Origin of the sequence: Nocardia sp. NPDC050713, assembly GCF_040654315.1 — a bacterium.
Lineage (GTDB): Bacteria > Actinomycetota > Actinomycetes > Mycobacteriales > Mycobacteriaceae > Nocardia.
Genome location: NZ_JBFAHS010000027.1, coordinates 42,675 through 55,415 on the forward strand (window position 1 = coordinate 42,675; position 12,741 = coordinate 55,415).

At 66.0% G+C, this 12,741-nt stretch carries 10 protein-coding genes; 1 reads left to right on the forward strand and 9 read right to left on the reverse strand.

What is annotated here, in order from left to right:
* Positions 1-208: 208 nt before the first annotated feature.
* The 5 genes from AB0H49_RS33190 to AB0H49_RS33210 all read right to left on the reverse strand — a co-directional run bounded on the left by AB0H49_RS33190 (position 209) and on the right by AB0H49_RS33210 (position 5,974).
* Positions 209-1,498, reverse strand: coding sequence for a hypothetical protein (locus tag AB0H49_RS33190; protein WP_357256833.1), 1,290 nt, complete (start codon positions 1,496-1,498; stop codon positions 209-211).
* Between the two features lie 65 nt (positions 1,499-1,563).
* The gene (locus tag AB0H49_RS33195; RefSeq protein ID WP_357256835.1) at positions 1,564-2,013 is read right to left on the reverse strand and encodes a hypothetical protein; all 450 of its coding nucleotides are present in this window, start codon (positions 2,011-2,013) and stop codon (positions 1,564-1,566) included.
* An 18-nt stretch (positions 2,014-2,031) separates the two neighbouring features.
* Positions 2,032-3,285: a hypothetical protein gene (locus tag AB0H49_RS33200; RefSeq protein ID WP_357256837.1), complete on the reverse strand. Its 1,254-nt coding sequence runs from the start codon at positions 3,283-3,285 to the stop codon at positions 2,032-2,034.
* On the reverse strand, positions 3,282-5,720 hold the full coding sequence (locus AB0H49_RS33205; protein ID WP_357256839.1) for a hypothetical protein: 2,439 nt from the start codon (positions 5,718-5,720) through the stop codon (positions 3,282-3,284). Before AB0H49_RS33205 ends, AB0H49_RS33200 begins: the two co-directional genes overlap by 4 nt.
* 65 nt (positions 5,721-5,785) lie before the next feature.
* Positions 5,786-5,974, reverse strand: a complete 189-nt coding sequence (locus tag AB0H49_RS33210; protein ID WP_357256841.1) for a hypothetical protein — start codon at positions 5,972-5,974, stop codon at positions 5,786-5,788.
* A 204-nt stretch (positions 5,975-6,178) separates the two neighbouring features.
* Between AB0H49_RS33210 and AB0H49_RS33215 the strand changes: the two genes are divergently transcribed.
* Positions 6,179-6,910 carry a BTAD domain-containing putative transcriptional regulator gene (locus tag AB0H49_RS33215; RefSeq protein ID WP_357256843.1) on the forward strand — a complete coding sequence of 244 codons (732 nt, stop codon included), beginning with the start codon at positions 6,179-6,181 and terminating at the stop codon, positions 6,908-6,910.
* Here AB0H49_RS33215 and AB0H49_RS33220 read toward each other — a convergent pair.
* The 4 genes from AB0H49_RS33220 to AB0H49_RS33235 form a co-directional block, all read right to left on the reverse strand.
* The gene (locus AB0H49_RS33220) at positions 6,800-8,587 is read right to left on the reverse strand and encodes a hypothetical protein (protein WP_357256845.1); all 1,788 of its coding nucleotides are present in this window, start codon (positions 8,585-8,587) and stop codon (positions 6,800-6,802) included. The genes AB0H49_RS33215 and AB0H49_RS33220 overlap by 111 nt on opposite strands.
* Before the next feature lie 63 nt (positions 8,588-8,650).
* The gene (locus AB0H49_RS33225) at positions 8,651-9,478 is read right to left on the reverse strand and encodes a BTAD domain-containing putative transcriptional regulator (protein WP_357256847.1); all 828 of its coding nucleotides are present in this window, start codon (positions 9,476-9,478) and stop codon (positions 8,651-8,653) included.
* 316 nt (positions 9,479-9,794) lie between these two features.
* A complete protein-coding gene (locus AB0H49_RS33230) occupies positions 9,795-11,993 on the reverse strand; it encodes a caspase family protein (protein WP_357256849.1) in 2,199 nt (732 codons plus the stop codon).
* Positions 11,980-12,339, reverse strand: coding sequence for a hypothetical protein (locus AB0H49_RS33235; RefSeq protein WP_357256851.1), 360 nt, complete (start codon positions 12,337-12,339; stop codon positions 11,980-11,982). The genes AB0H49_RS33230 and AB0H49_RS33235 overlap by 14 nt, the downstream gene beginning before the upstream one ends.
* Between the last annotated feature and the right edge of the window lie 402 nt (positions 12,340-12,741).

Genomic DNA, 12,741 nt, shown 5'->3' on the forward strand with positions numbered 1-12,741 from the left:
TGGGCAGTCCGCCCGCGCAGCGATCACTTGGTCGTATTCACCTGAGTACGTACAGCTTTCGTCGAAATCCTCGGCGAATACGTCCTCGCGAGCGAGCCACGCGACGGGGTCGGTTGTCGATTCGGTCGCGAGTGTCGACGATTCGGCAGCGGTGCTCATTTCGGACCACCAATTGGGATCGCCTAGTGGGAAACGCCCGCGCCTCGGCTCAGCGCCGGGAGACCGCGGTGCGCTGACCGTTCGCCGATGGCGCGGGTACGGGCGCGGACGACAGCGTTGCCGTCGGCAGCAATTTGGCGGGTTGTGCGGATCCGGCCAGTTGGTTCCACTGCCGCCGGGTCGTGACCGCCAGATCCTTGACCCGGTCACCGGTCGCCGACTGCCAGAGATCGATGATTCGGTTCATGGTCTGCGCCGGAGCGGGATTCGGGATCCCAGTCGAGCGGTACAGCAGTTCCGCTTGGGGCGCGCTATCGAACATCCGCAGTTCGATAGCCCACAGCAGCGGCGAGATGACCTCGGCAAGTTCGAACAGCTCGCGGGCCTGACGCGAGGGTGCTACACCTACCCGAGCGCCGACGACCGCGAGTCGGTCGGCGGCATTCCCGCCGGAACCGGATTTCGCACTCAGGTCCCGGATTACCGTGTTATCGCTCCCGACCGTAAGGTGGAACCAGCTGAGCACGGAAACGAAGCTGAATTCGTCGCGCGACAGCATGCCGCCGATACGACGCATCCGCAGCATCTCACCGAGCGTCTTGCACAGGAGCGCGACGTAGGTCGAGTCGGTGGGATTTGCGCCGGAGGAGTTCCGTTCGTTCTCGATACCCAGCCAGACCTGCCGTAGCAGCTCGTTCCAGATCTCGATGAACCGAACATTGTGGGCGGCGCCCGCATCCTGCTTCCAGGGCTGACCGCTCACTCCCGGAGCCGCATGCGGCAGATCGAGGCCGAACATACGCCAATAGGCATTGCGCCGGTTGACACGCGCGTCCGGTCGCAGCTGGCTGGTCAGACCTCCGACCCGGAACATGGGCGGATCACGGAAGAACAGTTCCTCGGTGGCGCGGACCCAGGCCATGGTCGCCGCACTCGCCGCGGGCAGCGTTTCCCCGACAACGTAGCGCCGTACGACCTCCGCGAAAATCTCCAAGGCACCGGTACTTTCGATCAGGTAGGCGTAGAAGAGATGGTCCCAGAGAAAGACCTGCTTGTGAGTGCCGACTGCGGGTGGGACATAGCCCGGCGCCGTTCCGCTGATACCGGACTGGAACAGCTCGATCATTTGATCCGGTATCTGCGTCGATGTGATGGCTTTCACATCGCCAAGAGGATCCAAAGGATCGGTGAAGATCGGTACCCACGTGGAGATTCCGCCTTCTGCCCACATCTCGTCCAGCCATCGGCTCAACTGTTCGGGGTGAAACGCGAATACCGCCTCCGCTTGGACGGAAGGGGCCCCCTCCGGAATCAATAGTGTGGCCAAGGTGCGAAACATGGCGGTGCCTCTTTCTCAGGGTGGCGTCGATAACTAGGACCGGCTTGCCCGAGGGATAGCCGGATTCAACCGAGCGGATTCTCCGCGTGGGTCACGAAGGTGACGAGACGGACTTGCTTGTCGTCCGAAAGTTTTACCGCGATCACCTCGTCGGGATAGTTCAGCTTGATTTCCGGCTTAGATCCGGGCTCGACAGACTCGACCTGTTTCGGGCGGTCACGGTGCACGATGGTGGCTTGTGTCGCATAAGTCGGGATGTTCTCCAAGAACACCAGCTTCATCTCGTTGCCAACCTTCTTAACCTCTACTGGCAGGAACTGCTCCTGCACCGGGCCGACGCCCTTGAGGTCACCCGACCGCAAGAAGCACTGCAGCTCCGAGAAGACCGACAATGTCTCTTCATTGCCGTCATGGAAAATGTTGGGCTCGGTGGCCAGTCGGTGCTGAGCCAGCACTTTCTGGACGAAGTCTTGGATGTCCGACCACGTCACCATGGATGCTGGTTGCATATCCATCTCGATTCCTCTCTGCGTTCAGGCGGCGGCGGCTCGGTCGCCACCCATACGCCGCAGCCACGTCTCCATTTCCGTTGGCGCGGTCGGTGCTTCGAGCCCGCGCAACACGGTCAGCGCCAGAATCCGCATCGGCTCGAGCCGCTGCAGATATGTCGAGGTGTACATCGACGCACCGGCGCGGTCGGCGAGGCGGTTCAGTTCGTGCGGCGACAACCGTCGCGGGTCGGCGAGAGCCGACAGCGGGACGCCCTGGAAGGCTCGCATCGGCACCCGGGTGCAGACCTCGGCGAGCGTGGGCAGCAGCGGCAGGCTGGCGGAAATGATCGCGCGCACCTCCGACGATGCCCGGGCCAGCGGATGCCTCGCCAGCCAGCGTTGCCCGAGCGAATCCCAGGTGCCTGCGCCGAACCAGGCTCGGCACAACGCGACATTGAACTGAACCCGCAGGGCCGAGACGGGATGCGGGTCGCCGGGCATCATCCGGAACACCTGATGCGACGCGCCGTCCACCACCGTCGCCAGCGCCGGGACCGGCGCGAAGCCGAGCAGGCAGAACGCGTACACATCGGCCGCCACCTCGGAGGCCCAGCCCTGCCACGCGGCAGCGGCGACCGCGCTGTGCGGGGCGATCGCCTCGTACAACACGGCGGCCAATTCTTTTGTCCAGCCGGTCAAATGGGCGACCTGGTGACCGGTCTCGTGGACGAGCGAGGTGGGCTGCACGAGGTTGTGCCGGGTGATCTTGATCGCCGCTGCAGGCGAGAGCGACGCGTCCCACAGCCGCACCCCGGCCCGCAGGATCGACGCGCCCATTCCTTTGTCGAGGTAGGTCAGCACCGGCGGGCTGTCGATGCCCAACGGCCGCAACACCTGGTCCATGCTGTGCACCGCCAAGGCGTCGAGACCGCGTAGCACTGCCGCCGTGCGCGGATTGGTTCTGGTATTCACCGCGTCGCAATAGAAGTCGACGATCGTCTCGGCCCGCTGATACCGCCGCCGCAACGCCAGCAGCTCAGTACGCGCCGTCCGCAGGTCGGCCGGGCTCGTCGCGCCCTGGATCGTGAAGATGGTGCGATCGGCCTGTGCGGTGAGCCGTTTCGCCTGGGCGCTCAGATTCGTCCGCACGCTGAGCCCGAGATAGGACTCGAGTTCTCGCCAGGCGGCCGGGGACGCGCTCACCTCGAGATCGCCGAGGCCGGCGCAGGCCCGGCGCCAATGCCTGGCCTCGGAGGCGAGGGCGGCGGATTCGGTCGCAAAGTGGTCTGTCTTCATGACAACCCCGGGCTGGCAACAACTTCGGGGGCCGGAACCTGCTCCGGGTTCGCCTGGATCCCGGTGAATGTCACCGTGAGCGTCACACCGTCGGCCGGGTCGGCGACGGCGGCGGCGAACTGTGCGCCGCGCTGCGCCAGATAGGTCGCGATACCGGTGCTGGTGGCCGCCGCGATGCTGCCCGCCAGCTGGGCCGCCGCCGTGGGATCGGTGGCGACAGTAGCCCGTAGCAGCCTCCGGGCGATTCGGTATTGCAGGCGCGGCAGGAAGACCTCGCGCAGCGCCGAGAGCACCGCGGGCAGATCGCGCTGCCCCGCAGGGGCGGCCCTCTGCAGGCGTGCCTGCAGACCACGCGCCCGCCGCTCCGACATCCGGATCACGATCCGCATCTGCTGCGAGGACGGATCCCAGCGCACGATGACGACTCGCCGCGGCCGACGACCGCGGCGAGCGCGGCGAGCGCGCTTGCCGGCGACGCGTACCCGGAAGTAGCGCTGACCGGGCACGGGGCGGTACGCGCCGGGTGTGGTTCCGACCTTCCGACGCCGGCCCAGCGCCGGTTCGCGCAGCAGCAGTCCCGCGGCCTCCGCGGTGAGCGGCTGGTATTCGTCGCCGGTGGGCTGCTCGGCGGCGGGCAAGGTTTCGTCGCGGGTGAAGTGCCCGGGCAGCGTGCCCGGCAGTGTCTCGTACAGATCGATCTCCGCCTGTACCGGCCAGCGGTCGGCGCCGTGGTCGAGCAGATAGGTCTCCAAGGTGCCGCCGTCGTTCCAGCGCACCGCCCGCGCCACCTGCCGCGGGATCGGCACCGCGAAAACCCTGGTGTACTTGCGGAACCGATACCGAGGGCGGGCCGCGCGCGGCATCATCACCCAGAACCCGCCCTCCTCGGCGGTTTCCCGCTCCGGCAGATCCGCGCGCAGCAGCCGATCCGGCAGGTAGGCTGCCGCGGATTCCGCGAACGCCCGCTGCACGGCGGCGCTGACCTGCAGCGGATCGGTCATCGCCGCCTCCGGCAGCTCGTCGAGGACGCGCATCACGCTCGCCTCGACCGCGGAGGCCAGGGCCTCACCGGGAATCGTCTGCTCCTCCGACTCCGCGGTCTCCAACCCGAGAGCGGTGAACCCGACGTCGACGACCGCGCGGGCGAGCATTCGCGACGGATCCTGTCCGGCGGCTCGGGCGATGGACCGGGCGGCCTGCGGCCCGATCATCTTCTTGATCAGCTTCGCCAGCGGCCGGGCAATGAGGTTGATCAGCTTGGGCCGGGCGCCGGTCACCTTCAGGCCCAGCTTCAGCAGCGGCCGGATCGCCAGCACGGCCGGGATGAACTGTTCGATTTCGGCGATCGGGTCCTCGCTGCCGGTGTAGGCGCTCAACTGTGCGGCAAGACGGGCGCGGGCGTCGTCGAGTTCGGCCACCGGATCATGTTCCGGCTCTTCGTAATCCACTTCCAGCATTTCGTCGGCCGTCACCTCGTCGGGGACGGTTTCGCCGGTTTCGGCGTAGAACAGCTCGAGCAATTGCTGGTCGAATGCCTCCGCCAGGGCGGCGGCGGTGCCGGGTTCGCCGTCGTGGCCTGCTTCCTCGTCGGCGCTCTCGTCGTCGGCCTCACGGATCCCGAGCCGCCTGGCCAGGATCGGCACCAGCGGGCGCACCGAGGCGGGCAGGACCTTGGCCAGCGGCCGGAGCAGCTTCTTGACCACGCCTTTGAGCAGCGCGCGCCCGGCGGCCTTCAACTTGGCGAGGATCGGGCCGAGCACGAACTTGCCGATGGTCTGCAGACCGCTCTTGACCGCCTTCAGGCCGCTCTTGGCGATTTTCACGACGCCCTTGATCGGGTTCTTCACGAACCCGACCGCCTGCTTGACCTTCCGTTTGATGAACGACTTCGCCTTGCGGATCAGCTTCCCGAAGAAGTTCTCGAACGCCTCCGATTCGAGCGCCGGAGCGGTATCCAGCGAATCGAGCAGTTCATCGAGTTCCTGTTCGGTGAGCCCGTGCAAGTCGGCGTTCTCCAGTCCGCTCGCGAAGGCGTCGACCGCACGCTCCCATTCGGCGGCGAGTGGGGCCATCCACTCCTGCAGCGATTCCTGGGCCTCTGCCTCGGACGGTGGGACCGTCCACTGCTCAGCGTCGGCGAGGACGCGGGCGGCACCTTCGTCGAGAAGCTGTTCGAGCGCGTCGGTGAACTCCTCGTCGTAGAGGGCTTCGAGAAACTCGATCGCCTCCTGCGACTGTTCGTCCGCCTCTGAGTAGGTGTGCTCGCCGAACGGCGACTCGGTGACCGAGTAGCCCTCGAAGGGAGAGACCTCGGGTTCGGCGCCCGGTTGCTCGTTGGTGGGCGGCGCTGCCTCGGTCAAGGTGGAGAGCCCGGCAAAGGGCGAGACGAACTCCTCCGCATCGCCGCGAGACTCGGCGTATGGGTCGATTCGCATGGTGGTCACCTCCGCGCACGACGGTCGTTTCGCGTTACTGTGCGCGGCCGCGGTATGCGCGAGCGTCAACACTTCGTCTTGCCGCGCGCGGTGCCCAGCACCTCGGCAATGCGCGCCAGCACCGCGTCGATGTCGGTGAACACCCATTCCTGTGCGGAGTTCGGCTCGCCGGTGCCCGCGAGAACACGGATCAGCATTCGCCCGCCGTCACGCCAGGCACGAATCACGATCACTTTGCTGTCGTCGTCGATCACACGGTTCACGGTCACCGGCTGCCGTAACACACTGCGTCAATGGTCCTCGGTGTTGACGCGGTGTTGACGTGTTCGCGGCGGCGCCCGTGCACGCTGGTCCGGCCTGGACAGAACCCGTCGACGGAGGGGATACCGATGCCCGTGTCCGCCTGCGCCCCGAGTGGCGAGCTTGCGATTTCCCTGCTCGGCGGTTTCGTACTGCGCGTGGGGACCGACCGTGTCGCGCTGCCGATGCATTCGCGCCGTGTGCTGGCGTATCTGAGCCTGGACAAGGGTTCCGAGCCGGACTGCGACCGCGGCCTGCTGGCGGAGCGGCTGTGGCCCGATGCCACCGTGGACCGTTCGCGGGCGAGTCTGCGCACCGCGCTGTGGCGGATCCGGCAGGCGTCCCCGGTGCTGGTGCACGGTGCCGGGGGTCGAGTGCGGCTCGCCGACGGCGTCGCGGTCGACGTGCACGACTTCCGTCGCAGTGCGGAGCGGGTGCTGGCCGAGCAGCGCGACTGCGCACGGGATCGGCAGCGGCTACTGGCCCGCACCACCGATCTGCTGCCCGGATGGGACGAGACCTGGCTGCTGCTGGCGCGAGAACAGTTGCGGCAGTTGCGGCTCCATGCGCTCGAGGTGGAGGCGCGCCGACTCGCCGAGCGCGGCTGCTATCCGGAGGCGATCGACGTGATGCTCGCGGTAGTCGCCGAGGAACCGCTGCGCGAGTCGGCACAGGCCGCGTTGATCGAGGCACACCTGTGCGAGGGCAATGTGGTCGAGGCGCGCCGGCAGTTCACGCGCTTCGCCGAGCTGCTGTGGACCGAATTGAGCATCCGGCCCTCACCGGAACTGTGTGGCCGAGTCGGTGCGGTCCCCGTACCGCCGCCGCGGCCGGTCGATCGTCAGGTCGCGCCGGGCGGTCGAGTGCTGCTCCCACGGATGGGTGCCTGAGGCCGGATGCGCGCGGCGCGCATGCACCGACGCCAGCAGTGACACTGCTGTGCCGGGCGGCGGAACCAGCGCAGTCGGCCAGCGGGCCGACACGATGCGCGACCGACCGGATGCCAGATCGAAACCCACGATGGCCGCCGTCGCAGGGAAAAAGTCGTCGGGGTATGTGAACGATGCCGCCGAGGAGCGGACAGCGAAGGTGACGAGGAAATGGCGGCACCCGGCGTCGGCGGAGCTGCGCACGCGGGCATGAAACCAGTTGTCCAGACCCGGTTTCGGCGGCTCGGATGGGTGTAATCGGTCATCGGCGCGACGAACCCATAGTGCTGACGCGCGGGAAGGATCCTCGGGTGCGGAAGCGAAAACGATGCGGGGGACCGGCGCGGGCTCGTCGAACCCGTACACGAATCGATGGAAGGCATCCACGAGATCCACTGCGCCGCAACCGGCGACGAGATGAGCCTCCAGGTCGGCGGTAGATACCGAGGTGCCCCTGTACTTGCGATACAGATCGGCCATGAGGGCACGCACACGGTCGGGCCCGATCCGCGCCGCGACACCGCGGAAGAATCGGCTGCCCTGCGCGTAGGACGCTGCCGGTGTGGTGCGCTGGAACGGCATGCGCGAGCAGAGCTCAGTGGGTGGTTGTGTGAAATCGAAAGGCTCGGTTCGGATATCGCCGTCTTCGTGGAAGCTGGTGTATGCCTCGTCCCACCAGCCGTCGGCCGGGGCGGCCGGGCTCACTCCGCGCCCGAACCACGAATGGAATATCTCGTGGCCGAGCGCGCCCACCGAGGTGGTGGCCGCGTGGGCGTATTCCATTCCGCCGGAGGCTCCGTGGAGAAAACAGACGAACCGGTTCCCGAGAAACGGGCCATGGCTGCGCTCGCCGCCCGCCAGAAATTGCGAGATTCGGGGAATCAGCGAAGCCGGATTCTCCGGACCGGACAATGGTTTCCATACCTCGACCGCAACCGGCCGACCGGACACCGGAAGGACAACCGTTGCCGATTTCCGCTGCACGGTGTCTTCCGGTCGTATCTCGACGAGCGGTGACATCGAGGTGAAAAACGGTGGAAACCGGATCGACCAGGAATTCGCACCGGTGACGGCGGCATCTCCGTTGGTGATCAGGGAATGCGCGAGGGTGGTTCCGGTAATCCACAGGCCGAGCCGGAAGGGAAACCGGTCGAAAGGCAGATTGGACGGAAACCACGCCTCCAGGTATCGGCCCGCATACAGATCCGACATACCGAACGACCATCGCACCCGCGCGCCCTCCGACCAGCACAGGCAAGGGGGATACGCACCGCCGAGATCGGCTGCCGGAGCGGCCAATTCGTAGGCCACGGTCAACTGGTGCGCCGATCCCGCGTCCTGCACGGCATCGACCACGCGCACCGTACCGTGCGGCCCGGCACCGACATCGCGGGCCGCGATTCGCCCAGGATCGATCGCCTCACCATCGAGGATGCAGGTGCGTACCGGCTGGCGCAGATCGAAGCTCGGCGAACCGGAATGCGGGCCGACGATGTAGGTCATCGTCGCGCGTGTGAACGCGACCTCCCCCGCCGTATCGAGTGTGACCGCCGCGCGCAGGTCGTGGATGTGGATCGGCACCGCGCGCAGTCCATCCACGGTCGTCGGGGGCGGTGCGTGAGCGAAATCGACTGGCATCGTCATCCTCGTGATCAAGTTGGCGTGTGGTCCAAGGCTGCCGTACCCCCGTATGCCCCGGCGTCAACGACGTGTACCCGGCACGCCCACACGCTGCCCGAGTTGCGCCGACGGCCGGAGCTCGAGTTCCTGCCACAGATTGGCGGCGAACACATCGAACTGCCGCCGGGCCTCCGCCGCATTCCCGGCGCCGAGGTGAGCGTCGATGAGTACGGCCTGGGCCGATTCGCGCAGCGGCTCCTCCGCGACTACGCGCAGAATCAGATCGATCGCCTGCGGATGACGCCCCTGCTCGCAGTACCTGCGACCCACGGTTTCCAGCGTGTGCAGCCGCAGCAGGCGCAGTTGTTCACGGAACAGCAGCAGCCAGTCCTCGTCCCACCCCGGCAGCAACTCGGCGGCGGCGCACAACAGCAGCAGATCCGCATGGCCGCCATCGCCGGCCAGCATCGACTCGGCTTGCCGTCTGAACCGGTGCACGTCGACATCGACGTGGTCGGCCAGGGTCACTCGTTCCGCATCGCCGGACAGCAGGCCGGGACCGGCGCGGCGGATGAGCCACAGCGCGGTGCGCAGACTCGCCAGCGATCGTTCGGGGGCGGCGTGCTCCCAAAGCCGTTCCGCGAGAATCTGCCTGCCGCAATCTTTTTCCGTCATTTTATGCAGCGAGAGATAGGCGACCACGCGCCGGGCATGCATCGGCAAGGCAACTCGTGCTCCGGCTACCGACAACTCGAACCCGCCGAACAGCGCCAGCCGAGTCGCCGGTACGGCCGCATCGGTGGTCCGGGATTCAACGGGGTCATTCATCGTCGCGCGGTATTCCGCGCGCACCATCCGGCGCTGCGGTCCGGTCCGAGAATCGGCGGAACCAGATGTCGGTGTCCACATGGTCGATCACCTCTTGGTAATCGGAATAATTCTCGCCACTAGAAGACCTCGCGACCAACACTGCCGCACGAGTAGATCTCTACTCGAATCGTCGCCACAGCAGCGAATGCCACATATGAATGGGCGGCTCGGAAATTACGTGATAGTTGTGCCTCACATGTTTCCGATTGAATCTGTTCGAGAGTGATGGCGCTCGGCGACCGGTTGTGCGAGCAGGGAGGCTGCGGCACATCGAAGATGATTCGCACCGCCGCCGAACCCGCGGGCATCGAGTCCGTGTCGGCGCCTGTTCCGAGGCAGGCAGTCGGCTGAGGACTTACTCGGTGTACAGCCGTACTTGGGAGTCGCCGGTCGCGGGCCCGGCCGGGTCGACCACGACTGTGTATTCGCCAGTGGCGGGCAGAGTCGTAGCGATGTTGCCCGTGCCATCGTCGTTGATGCACCCGTTGTCGACGACGTCCTTTCCGGTCGGGTCCCGCAACACGATGATTCCGCACTGCGCTGGCAATGTCGGGGAGCTGACCGCAATGGACACCTTCTGACCTACGGCCCCGGCGAACCGGAGCTCGCTCACCGCGCCGGCCTCCTTGATGGCGGCGGTGACCGGTGGTCCGTCCGGGGTGATTGTCGTGTCCTGGTCGTTGACGTTGAAAAGCCGCACCTGGGATTCACCGGTCCCATCGTCGGCTGGATCGATGACGATCATGTACTCCCCCGCAGCCGGCAAGATCGCGTTCTCGATGAAGCCGGCGCCACTCTGGTCGATGCACTCGCTCTCGAGCTCTCTGCCGGCACGATCGCGCAACTCGATGACCCCGCACTGCGGTGGCAACGTCGAGGAGCTGACCACGACTGACACCTTCTGGCCAGCGGTAGCAGCGAACCGGAACTTGCTCTCGGCCCCGGGCTCCTCGAGGGACGAGGTAGCAGGCGGACCAGCTGCCGAGATCGTCGTGTCCTGGTCGATGACATCGAACAGCCGCACATGGGACTCACCGGTCCCGGAATCGGATGGATCCACCACGATCGTGTACTCCCCAGACGATGTCAGCCGCTCGGTGTCTATGTAGCCGGTACCGTCGGCGTTCGTGCAGCCGCTGGCGATCTCCCGGTTGGCTGGATCCCGCAATTCGAGAATCCCGCACTCCAACGGCAACGTCGAGGAGGTGACTCCGACGAACACCCTCTGGCCGGCATTGCCGGTAAACCGGAATTTGCTCACTCCGCCGGGTGCTTCGAGGGTGGAGGTAACCGCCGCCCCGTCCGCGGTGATCGCCGAGTCCTGGTCGACCACATCGCTCACGCGTACCGTGACTTTGCCGGTGGCATTGTTCGCGGCGTCCAGTGTCACCGTGTATTCACCATCCGCTCGCAGCACCGTGCCGTCTACATAGCCGGTGCCGTCGTAGTAGGTGCAGCCGCTGGCGATCTGGTGTCCTGCCGGATCTCGCACTACGAGGAGCCCACACTGTGATGGCAACGTCGACGAGGTGGCCGCGACAAATACCTTGCGACCGGTTCGTCCCTGGAAAGTCAGCTCTGCCGTATCACCGGGCTTGGCGATCTCGAGCGTTCGCTCGACAGATGCGGGTGCCGGTGCGGGGTCCGGCCCGAGCAGGTATGTCGCCATCGCGCCCACCCCCAGAACGAGCAGAGTGGCCGCGCTCATGGCGCTCCACCGTCTCCGCCACGACTGCTCGGTGCGGGTCACTACGGAAGGGGTTTCGTGCCGCGATTGCCGGCTGTCTTCTGAGGCTTGTTTCGCCCGGTAGGCGATGTTCCTCGCGATGTACAGCGGGCCCTGCACATTGTTGACGCTGCGAGTGGGCGTCTGGTGCGGAGTGCGCCGTTTCACCGAATCGTGGACGTAGTTGTAGAGGTCATCGATGCTTATCCAGCCGTCGCCATCGAGATCCGCCGCGCCCGAGCGCAATCCCTGCACGACGGCACTGGTGAACACCGACGGTTCGGCGGCGGCGCGGCTGCTGGCTTCCGATTCGTGACTGAACTGCAGCGACGTCGAGGCGGTGATGACCACGCGGCCACGCCCGGAAAACGGTTCAGTGACATCGACGGAATTCGATCCGGACCTGGTGAGCCAGCCCCGGGCGAAGGCGCCGCTGTAGCAGCAGTCCAGCAGCAGCACAGTCTGGTGCGAGCTACTGCCCTCGATTTGATCGTTGATGAAGGCCGAGTCGATGCCGGTCGATGCGAAATATGCCTTCTCGGAGTCGGCGCCGATCAGGTAGAGACGATTCTGCAGGTCCTTCTGACCGTGACAGGACATGTGCAGCAGCAGCCGATCGTCGGCTCGGGCGTTGCCGAAGAACCGTTCGATCGCGATGCGGCAGTGGGCTGCCGTGGCATCGCGCAGCACCTCGACCTCGAATCCGCCGATATCCGGATTGGCAAGCACCGCCTCGAGTTCGGCCGCGTCGTGTGCCGCGCCGGGCAATTCGGCGTAGGCGGGATCGCGGTAGTGCTGATTCGCGATGATCAGGCTACGTTTCGCCATGGTTCACAGCTCGAAGAATGGCCAAGAGTTCGGCGGTGAGCCTGCGCCACTCGTCGGTCGAAGCAGCGGATATCTCGATCTCGCAATCGCGGACCTTGATCCGTACGGCACCCCGGGTGCGCCGGATCAACCAGCTCTTGACGATCTCGGTTGCGGCCTGCACCACGGCTGGCGAGGACACGATCGCGGCGATCGACGCGACCGTCGTCACGTCACCCGCCCGCGTCCCCGGAGGGGCCGAGTCCACAATGGGACGGCCGATGTCATCGAAGCCGAGTTCTCGCAATTCGCTGAGGAGCAGGTCGCGGTCCCAGCTCAGCCGCTCAGGGTCGGCGCCGACCTCCACGACAGTGAATTCCACCTGTTCACGCATGAGATCCCCAAGGTTCGTAGTAGATGATCCCCCGCCTCGACACGAGCAGCTGAGTGCTGTTCAGTGGTGGTGACAACGAGCGTGCAGCCCGATTACGGAGCACATCGGCATCCTGCGTTCTCGCATTTCGGCAAGAATCACGCGGTCACAACGTTGGATCCAGCGCCAGCACCTGCATCGACCACCGTCCATTACGATTTCGAGCCGATACTGGACCGCAACGGTTGAGTCGATCAGGCAACCTCCAGTCGCCGTTCATGAGCATGGCCGGGCTCCTTCCAGGGACTGTCGGTTTAACGGCGGATCCGACCTCGGTGTGGGTTAGTTCCCGGTCGGGTGGATCCGGCCTTCGAAGGTGATGGCGAAAGCGTTGAG

What these genes read in the sequence shown, in the direction of transcription:
- AB0H49_RS33230 (WP_357256849.1), bottom strand. Translation starts at nt 11,993, where the DNA reads ATGGCGAAACGTAGCCTGATCATCGCGAATCAGCACTACCGCGATCCC.
- AB0H49_RS33225 (WP_357256847.1), bottom strand. Translation starts at nt 9,478, where the DNA reads ATGTGGACACCGACATCTGGTTCCGCCGATTCTCGGACCGGACCGCAG.
- AB0H49_RS33195 (WP_357256835.1), bottom strand. Translation starts at nt 2,013, where the DNA reads ATGGATATGCAACCAGCATCCATGGTGACGTGGTCGGACATCCAAGAC.
- AB0H49_RS33220 (WP_357256845.1), bottom strand. Translation starts at nt 8,587, where the DNA reads ATGCCAGTCGATTTCGCTCACGCACCGCCCCCGACGACCGTGGATGGA.
- AB0H49_RS33205 (WP_357256839.1), bottom strand. Translation starts at nt 5,720, where the DNA reads ATGCGAATCGACCCATACGCCGAGTCTCGCGGCGATGCGGAGGAGTTC.
- AB0H49_RS33190 (WP_357256833.1), bottom strand. Translation starts at nt 1,498, where the DNA reads ATGTTTCGCACCTTGGCCACACTATTGATTCCGGAGGGGGCCCCTTCC.
- AB0H49_RS33200 (WP_357256837.1), bottom strand. Translation starts at nt 3,285, where the DNA reads ATGAAGACAGACCACTTTGCGACCGAATCCGCCGCCCTCGCCTCCGAG.